Source organism: Rahnella victoriana, assembly GCF_004330295.1.
Classification (GTDB): domain Bacteria; phylum Pseudomonadota; class Gammaproteobacteria; order Enterobacterales; family Enterobacteriaceae; genus Rahnella; species Rahnella victoriana.
The window spans coordinates 1-6,093 of sequence record NZ_SJOJ01000052.1 but is presented as its reverse complement, the minus strand read 5'-3'; the positions used below and the strand labels follow the sequence as shown (position 1 = coordinate 6,093).

Below are 6,093 nucleotides of genomic sequence, written 5' to 3'. Positions count from 1 at the left end.
AGATATATCCGTAATTAATTTAACTTAATAGTTTATTCAGCATATGATATAGCGTTTAACTCAGCGTAAAACATGGAAAAAAAACGTCACTCCTTGCGAAAATAAGAAGATTAGGAAGATTAGTAAGATTACATTGTGGTTAGGGACGCTCTGATTCGGATGAAAACTCACACCTGACACACCCCTTCAATGAGCGATTTTGAAATAAATAAGGAATTCGTTATACTGAAACAGCTGTTATGTTCTCTTGCAGATTTATAGGCAGATGATGGTGCGCGATGACGTTCACCTTGCAACATAAACAACGAAGCCCCCGGTTTATGCCGGGGGCTTCGTTGTTTAACGCAATTAACTAATTATACTGGATAACAAATGCTGCTGTGGCTTTCAGTTCGCCCCCCGTTATCTGCTCGTCAGTTTGTACATAACGTGCCTGCAACGGAATAGTGACATCCATTTCCCGGGTTGTGTTAACAATATTATAAGAAGTATTAAAATCCAGATCCTGACCATTCATTGCCAGACGAATCCCAAGTCCTTTTGCTTCACTATCTGAAGAAACAGGAATGATATTATTGCGGCCTTGATTATTGAATACGCGGAAAAAGACCGGTGTATTGGCACTGCAGGTAAGACGGATATTTGCATTAGCCGTTTTACTCGATTCACTGCCGATACCATCAAAGTCCTGATTACTCACCGGCGGCATAGGAACCGAGATGGATGAGGAATCGATAAAATCACAGCCAATTTCTTTAACCGTAGTGAAGAAGTTATATCCTCCTACTCTGTATTTATTACCATTATCGTCATGTAAATACAGGTCAAATAAATTGCCATTTATCCAACCCGGCGTGACCGTACCGGTTTTCAAAATTTCAATAGTGACCTGAGGTGACATGAGAGGTGAAACTGCACTCGTTCTGATGACGGTTGAATCATTGTTAACCACCGAGCCGTCTATTTTAACTCTGAAACCGATACCTCCAGCACCACCCTCACTGCTGCCGGTTGAGAAAATATTATTTCCCACAGGCGTTCGTGTGCCTTGAGTCTCAATAGTATAGAAATAGGTACCAGTGCAAGAATCGGCAAATTTATTCCCACCTGCCGGATTGGCATCGGTATAGACGACACTGCCTATGGATGTTTCACGAGTCACTGACAAACTGTCCACTGACGTACTGAAAAAATTTGCAGGTTGCACATTCTGACACCCCGCGCTTGCGGCAAAACAGGTCAAAGCAGTGGCAATGAATAACCCCAGATGACATATCGATTTCAATGAAAGAATATTCTGTCTGTTCATTATCTTTCTCATAATTATTTGCATTGTGCTGAGGCTTGCTTGATCAAATCTTCAGCAGTTTCCGGGGTGCTCGCGAGTTGATAACTGGCATAGCATTGCTTCTCTGTGCCATTACCCCATTTCGCCAACAAGCGCCCTTTTGCTGCCAGCCCGGTCAGATAGACCTCGCCGTTCTCACCAACAATGCCTGTATTGTCTGTTTCGCTGTCCATGACAGAAACTACAGTACCGAACGGCAATGGCGCACCGGCGTAAGTCATCGTAATTAACGCACGATCGCCTACTTTGGCATTATATTTCGCCAATACGACTGCGCCCTTGGTCGGTATAACGGTTAATGAAGGTTCTGCAATATCCAGTTTCGAACCCATACTTTCGGTTCTTAACCTCACTTCATTTTTCTTGTACGGCTGAACATAAGGTACGACGGCATAACCACGCCAGTCAGTTCTCACGCCAGTACTGTTTTCAATGTAAACATCAGACGCTCCAGGCGCTTTTACGAGTGCGACGCTATCACCCATATATTGAGAAAGGGTCAGGCCATTTTCATGCACTAATAAGCCGCCTGAGAGGCCATAGGTCATTTGTTTATTTTGATCGGTATAGTTATAGCCTACCAGCGCTTCGCCGGATGAGCCTTTATAATCCAATGAAGCAGAACCGGAAGCACCGCCATCTTTATTTTCATAACCTTGTTGAACACTATAACTGAGGTTATTATTTTCCAGTAACGTGCCATTGACACCGGCTTGCTGACTGGTAGAACCGTTTTTACGGGACGTCATATTATAACTGGCCCAGGCTCTAGATGAATTCATAAACGCACTAAACGGCACAGAAAAATTAAATGCAAATACTTGATCGGCTTCATCAGTACCTGGGTTTTTGGTATAGCTATAATTCAGGCCGTAAGTCATCCCTTTAAATGAACTGGTTAATCCGGTTTGAACTGACCGTTCTTTGCCATCGCCACCCCAGTAATCTTGTTCACTGGCGCTTAAATATACCGTAGCGAGGTCGCCTATATTCTGATTAATGCTGGCCTGAATTTTACTGCGAACATTATGCGTACGATTAAATTCGTCCAGCCCATTATCACTTTCGGCTTTAAATTTCTGCACATCGTCGAAAGTGTAAAAACCTTTGGTGGAATAACGGTAGCCAGCGAGCTGAAGGTTAGTATCAGTTTGATCAATATTCTTCGCATACATAATGCGATAAGACTGCCCGGTTTTATCACCAATGCCGTCCAGGGTACTTATCGCATGCGTGATGTCCACGGACAACGCACCGATTTCCCCCATATCCATACCGACGCCCGCTGATGCAGCTTTATAATTATCCGCATATTGCGCGCCACCATAGACAGTGGTATTAGATGAAAGCCCATAAATGGCAGTCAACTGGCCGAAATTAGGTTCTTCTGCACCTTCCACACCAGAACGGTAGCGACCTGCCGTGGCGTTATATTTTAAACGGCCTTCGCGTTGCAGGATTGGAACGGAACTGGTTGCCTGCGTATATTCCGTAGTCGAACCATCGGCTTCTTTAATCGTCACTTTCATATCCCCGCCGTTACTGGAGGGATAGAGGTCAGTAATGGAGAACGGACCCGGTGCGACGTTCATTTGATAAATGGTATAGCCGTCCTGTTCAATGGTGACCTGCGCATTACTTCGCGCGATGCCACGAATGATCGGCGCATACTGACGTAACCTGTCCGGCAGCATGTTGTCATCAGATGAGAGTTGTGCACCCGTGAACTGGAAGCTGTCGAAAACCTCACCCGGTGTAGAATATTCACCTATCGTTAGTTGCCCACCTTGCAGGAAGCGCACATCGCGTTGCAGGTAGGTTTGAATCGAATCCCATGAGTGCGTTTTATCGCCATCATCATTGGTGTTATCGGCATAGGTTGAATAATTGCGTAATCGCCATGCCCCCAGGTTCATACCGCTACGCAGGTTCAGATAATTGGACTTAGTATTACCACTAATATCATCGTCAGTGTCAGAACCGGAATAGTTATAGTTCAGCAAAAATGCAGGGATGCCATTCTCCCAGAGAGAAGGATCAACAGCGTTGCGAACGTGGGGACGAACCCCGATTTGAGGAACAGTAATGTAATACTTCCCCCCTGCCAGATCGAGTTTTTCTGTGGCGTCGGGTATATAGGTTACCAGCGGTTTTTCCATCGCCTGACCTGGAGATTGCGTTTTTAATGCCGGGAAAACATCGTCTTTTACACCATACTCATAGAGTTGCGCAGGCGTCACTTTACCGAAAATTTTCCCTGGTGAATCAGGAACATCGACGAAGGTAACAAAGCGTCTTTCAATTAACTCATTATTTAGGAAGACATCCACAGAATAAGTGCCAGGTGCCTGGCCACCTTCATTAGCAAAATAATTAAGATCGACACCATCCATGCTACCGCCATTACCCACAGCTTTGAGCATTTCTGCACTGAATTCTTCGGCGGCAAAAGCATTATAGTTAAATGCTAATAATATGAATAACGACAGACTTTTTAGTTTGAAAGTTTGTTGTGCTGCGTATTGATTAACAACTTCCGCAAAAAAAGATGTTTCCTTTTTCATCACAGAAAGTCCTTGTTTTCGTTTTTCATTATTTTTCCTTATCAATAATGACGCCTGACGATCTTAATTATTTTACTTATTAAATTTTTGCATGACCCGTTTTTGAAACACCACCGTAATCATCAATGACTGTCCACGATATATCACTTCCAGAAGGTGCTTGCTTAATTACAATGCTGCCCAATGGAGGAACCATCACGTTATCTTTCACCTGGCTGTTGTTAATGGTTATTTTTCCGAATGAAACATAATAAGGGGTCGAATTGGATACAGTTAAACCTTCACCAGTGCGTGTGAATTTAATTTTGGTGTAAATGTCTTTGAGATCTTTGTTGTTCAGCGCTTCAGGACGATAAATCAATTTCAGACGATTATTCACCGAGAACTGTAAACGGCCCGCATCTTCATTTTTACTTTGTGTCGGCGGTATAACCAGAACATTCATCCAGTAAATGGACTCTCGATCCTTCGGTAAACCTGCGCCAGACTTTAGCGCGATACGAATAATACTATTTTGATTTTTCTCTATTCTGAATAATGGCGGTGTTGAAATAAACGGTACCGCACTTTTATTTACTTCATCAAAGTTGCTAATCCAGGAACGCACAAGGAAAACGGAGTCACTTCCAGTATTATTCACAGACAGAGAGGTCTCCTTCATATCACTGGCAAAAATAACGCGTGTTGCCCCCACTGTCACTCCTGCATTTGCCTGAGAAAGACAGAACAACCCTAACAGACCACACATAATAATGGCTGCACGTTTCATAAAATACCTCATAAAAAAGCGGAATAAGATGACCTTATTCCGCATCATTACTAATAGTAGAAATTACTGATAAGTAATTTCGAACGGAATATTTAGACTCCAAGAGCCAGTGCCTACATTGCTAGTTTTTGTACGGGTCATCGCAACAACATAATTAAGGGTGTTATCCCCTTCAACCAAGGCAGTAGGCATATCAGTATTAGGTACCTGAATCGTGCCATCTTCTGCTTTGATCATCGTACCAACAGCAGACGGAGTAGCTGAGGTAAACTGGTTAACCGTAGTAGAACTACCTTTAAACTTCACGTTTGCGCTAGTAATTGAAGCCGGGCAATTAGTGAAAACAAGGCTAAATGGCTTAGATGCGCCAGGGGAAGTTTCACCTGGTGCCAGCGCATTAAGGGTAGCAGCGGCTACTTTCTCAATGTTGACCGTTAAATCTTTTGATTCCAGAGTACAAGCACTTGATTTAACGGTACCGGTAAAATTAAGTGTACCATCAACAGCGGAAGCAGCTTGAGAACCGAGTGCAGCAAATACAAATACGGCTGCTGAAACCATTTTCATTTTCATGAGATAATCCTTTATATATTTAAATATCAGCGAACTAAAAATTCACTTACTTTATTAGTTATAAGACAGTGTGAAACTGGTCGTTGCATCAAATGCACCACCGGTTACAACTTCGCCCGCTTTAACCGGAGCTGCTTTCAGGTTAATTACTGCGGTACCCAGTTCTGGATTCACAGCCACTGGATTTGACGCTGTCTGAACTGCCAATTCGCTGCCATCTTCGTTGTACAGACCGATACCAAAGCCTGTTGCTAAAGAAGAATCAGACAATTTCAGCAATTTATTATTGGTAACATCTTTATCACCATTGGTAGTCAGCATCACGTTATTTACAGCCGGGCAATTGGTCAGATTAATCGTAATGTCTTGCTTTGCAACGGAGCCATCGATAATTGCACTACCAGAAACATCACCAAATGCGATCGGTGCAAGGGTACCATCGACAGTACATGCACCAGAGATGATTTGGCCATTGAATTTCAGTGTACCGCTATCATCAACTGCATAAGCACTTGCAGCTGCCAGACCTGCAGCTAACAAGCTGACTTTTAAATAAGTATTCATTTTCATCTACATTTCCCTTTGCTTTGAGTTTTCATTCCACAGACAATTATTTCAGTCCAGTTAAATAATAAAACAAGCCCAGAAAACTAAAATAAATTTAATTTAATGTCCTTGCTTCTGCCGCAGATATTAGTGCACCACAGGGTTAATAATACAGCTAGTTTGCTTAATTGATGTTTTAGCAATGCTACACAACTCTATTTTTTTCTCGGGGAAGATGTTGCAAGTAATTACTTATAAAGAACTATAACTACATTATGAATAATCTTTTAAAT

At 42.7% G+C, this 6,093-nt stretch carries 5 protein-coding genes; all 5 read right to left on the bottom strand.

The window, feature by feature from the left end:
- Nucleotides 1-352: 352 nt before the first annotated feature.
- Nucleotides 353-1,309, bottom strand: a complete 957-nt coding sequence (locus EYY67_RS24095; RefSeq protein ID WP_165498003.1) for a fimbrial protein — start codon at nucleotides 1,307-1,309, stop codon at nucleotides 353-355.
- A 14-nt stretch (nucleotides 1,310-1,323) separates the two neighbouring features.
- Complete coding sequence (locus tag EYY67_RS24090; RefSeq protein WP_131694586.1) at nucleotides 1,324-3,912, bottom strand: fimbria/pilus outer membrane usher protein; 2,589 nt, start codon at nucleotides 3,910-3,912, stop codon at nucleotides 1,324-1,326.
- A gap of 79 nt (nucleotides 3,913-3,991) precedes the next feature.
- On the bottom strand, nucleotides 3,992-4,681 hold the full coding sequence (locus EYY67_RS24085) for a fimbrial biogenesis chaperone (protein WP_131694585.1): 690 nt from the start codon (nucleotides 4,679-4,681) through the stop codon (nucleotides 3,992-3,994).
- A 63-nt stretch (nucleotides 4,682-4,744) separates the two neighbouring features.
- Nucleotides 4,745-5,254 (bottom strand): fimbrial protein, encoded by a 510-nt coding sequence (locus EYY67_RS24080; RefSeq protein WP_131694584.1) that lies wholly within the window; start codon nucleotides 5,252-5,254, stop codon nucleotides 4,745-4,747.
- Nucleotides 5,255-5,308: 54 nt separating this feature from the next.
- Nucleotides 5,309-5,824 carry a fimbrial protein gene (locus tag EYY67_RS24075; protein ID WP_131694583.1) on the bottom strand — a complete coding sequence of 172 codons (516 nt, stop codon included), beginning with the start codon at nucleotides 5,822-5,824 and terminating at the stop codon, nucleotides 5,309-5,311.
- Nucleotides 5,825-6,093: the final 269 nt, after the last annotated feature.

Excerpts from the sequence above, each read along its gene's own strand:
- EYY67_RS24090 (WP_131694586.1), bottom strand. The coding sequence starts at position 3,912 with ATGAAAAAGGAAACATCTTTTTTTGCGGAAGTTGTTAATCAATACGCA.
- EYY67_RS24095 (WP_165498003.1), bottom strand. The coding sequence starts at position 1,309 with ATGAACAGACAGAATATTCTTTCATTGAAATCGATATGTCATCTGGGG.
- EYY67_RS24080 (WP_131694584.1), bottom strand. The coding sequence starts at position 5,254 with ATGAAAATGAAAATGGTTTCAGCAGCCGTATTTGTATTTGCTGCACTC.
- EYY67_RS24085 (WP_131694585.1), bottom strand. The coding sequence starts at position 4,681 with ATGAAACGTGCAGCCATTATTATGTGTGGTCTGTTAGGGTTGTTCTGT.
- EYY67_RS24075 (WP_131694583.1), bottom strand. The coding sequence starts at position 5,824 with ATGAAAATGAATACTTATTTAAAAGTCAGCTTGTTAGCTGCAGGTCTG.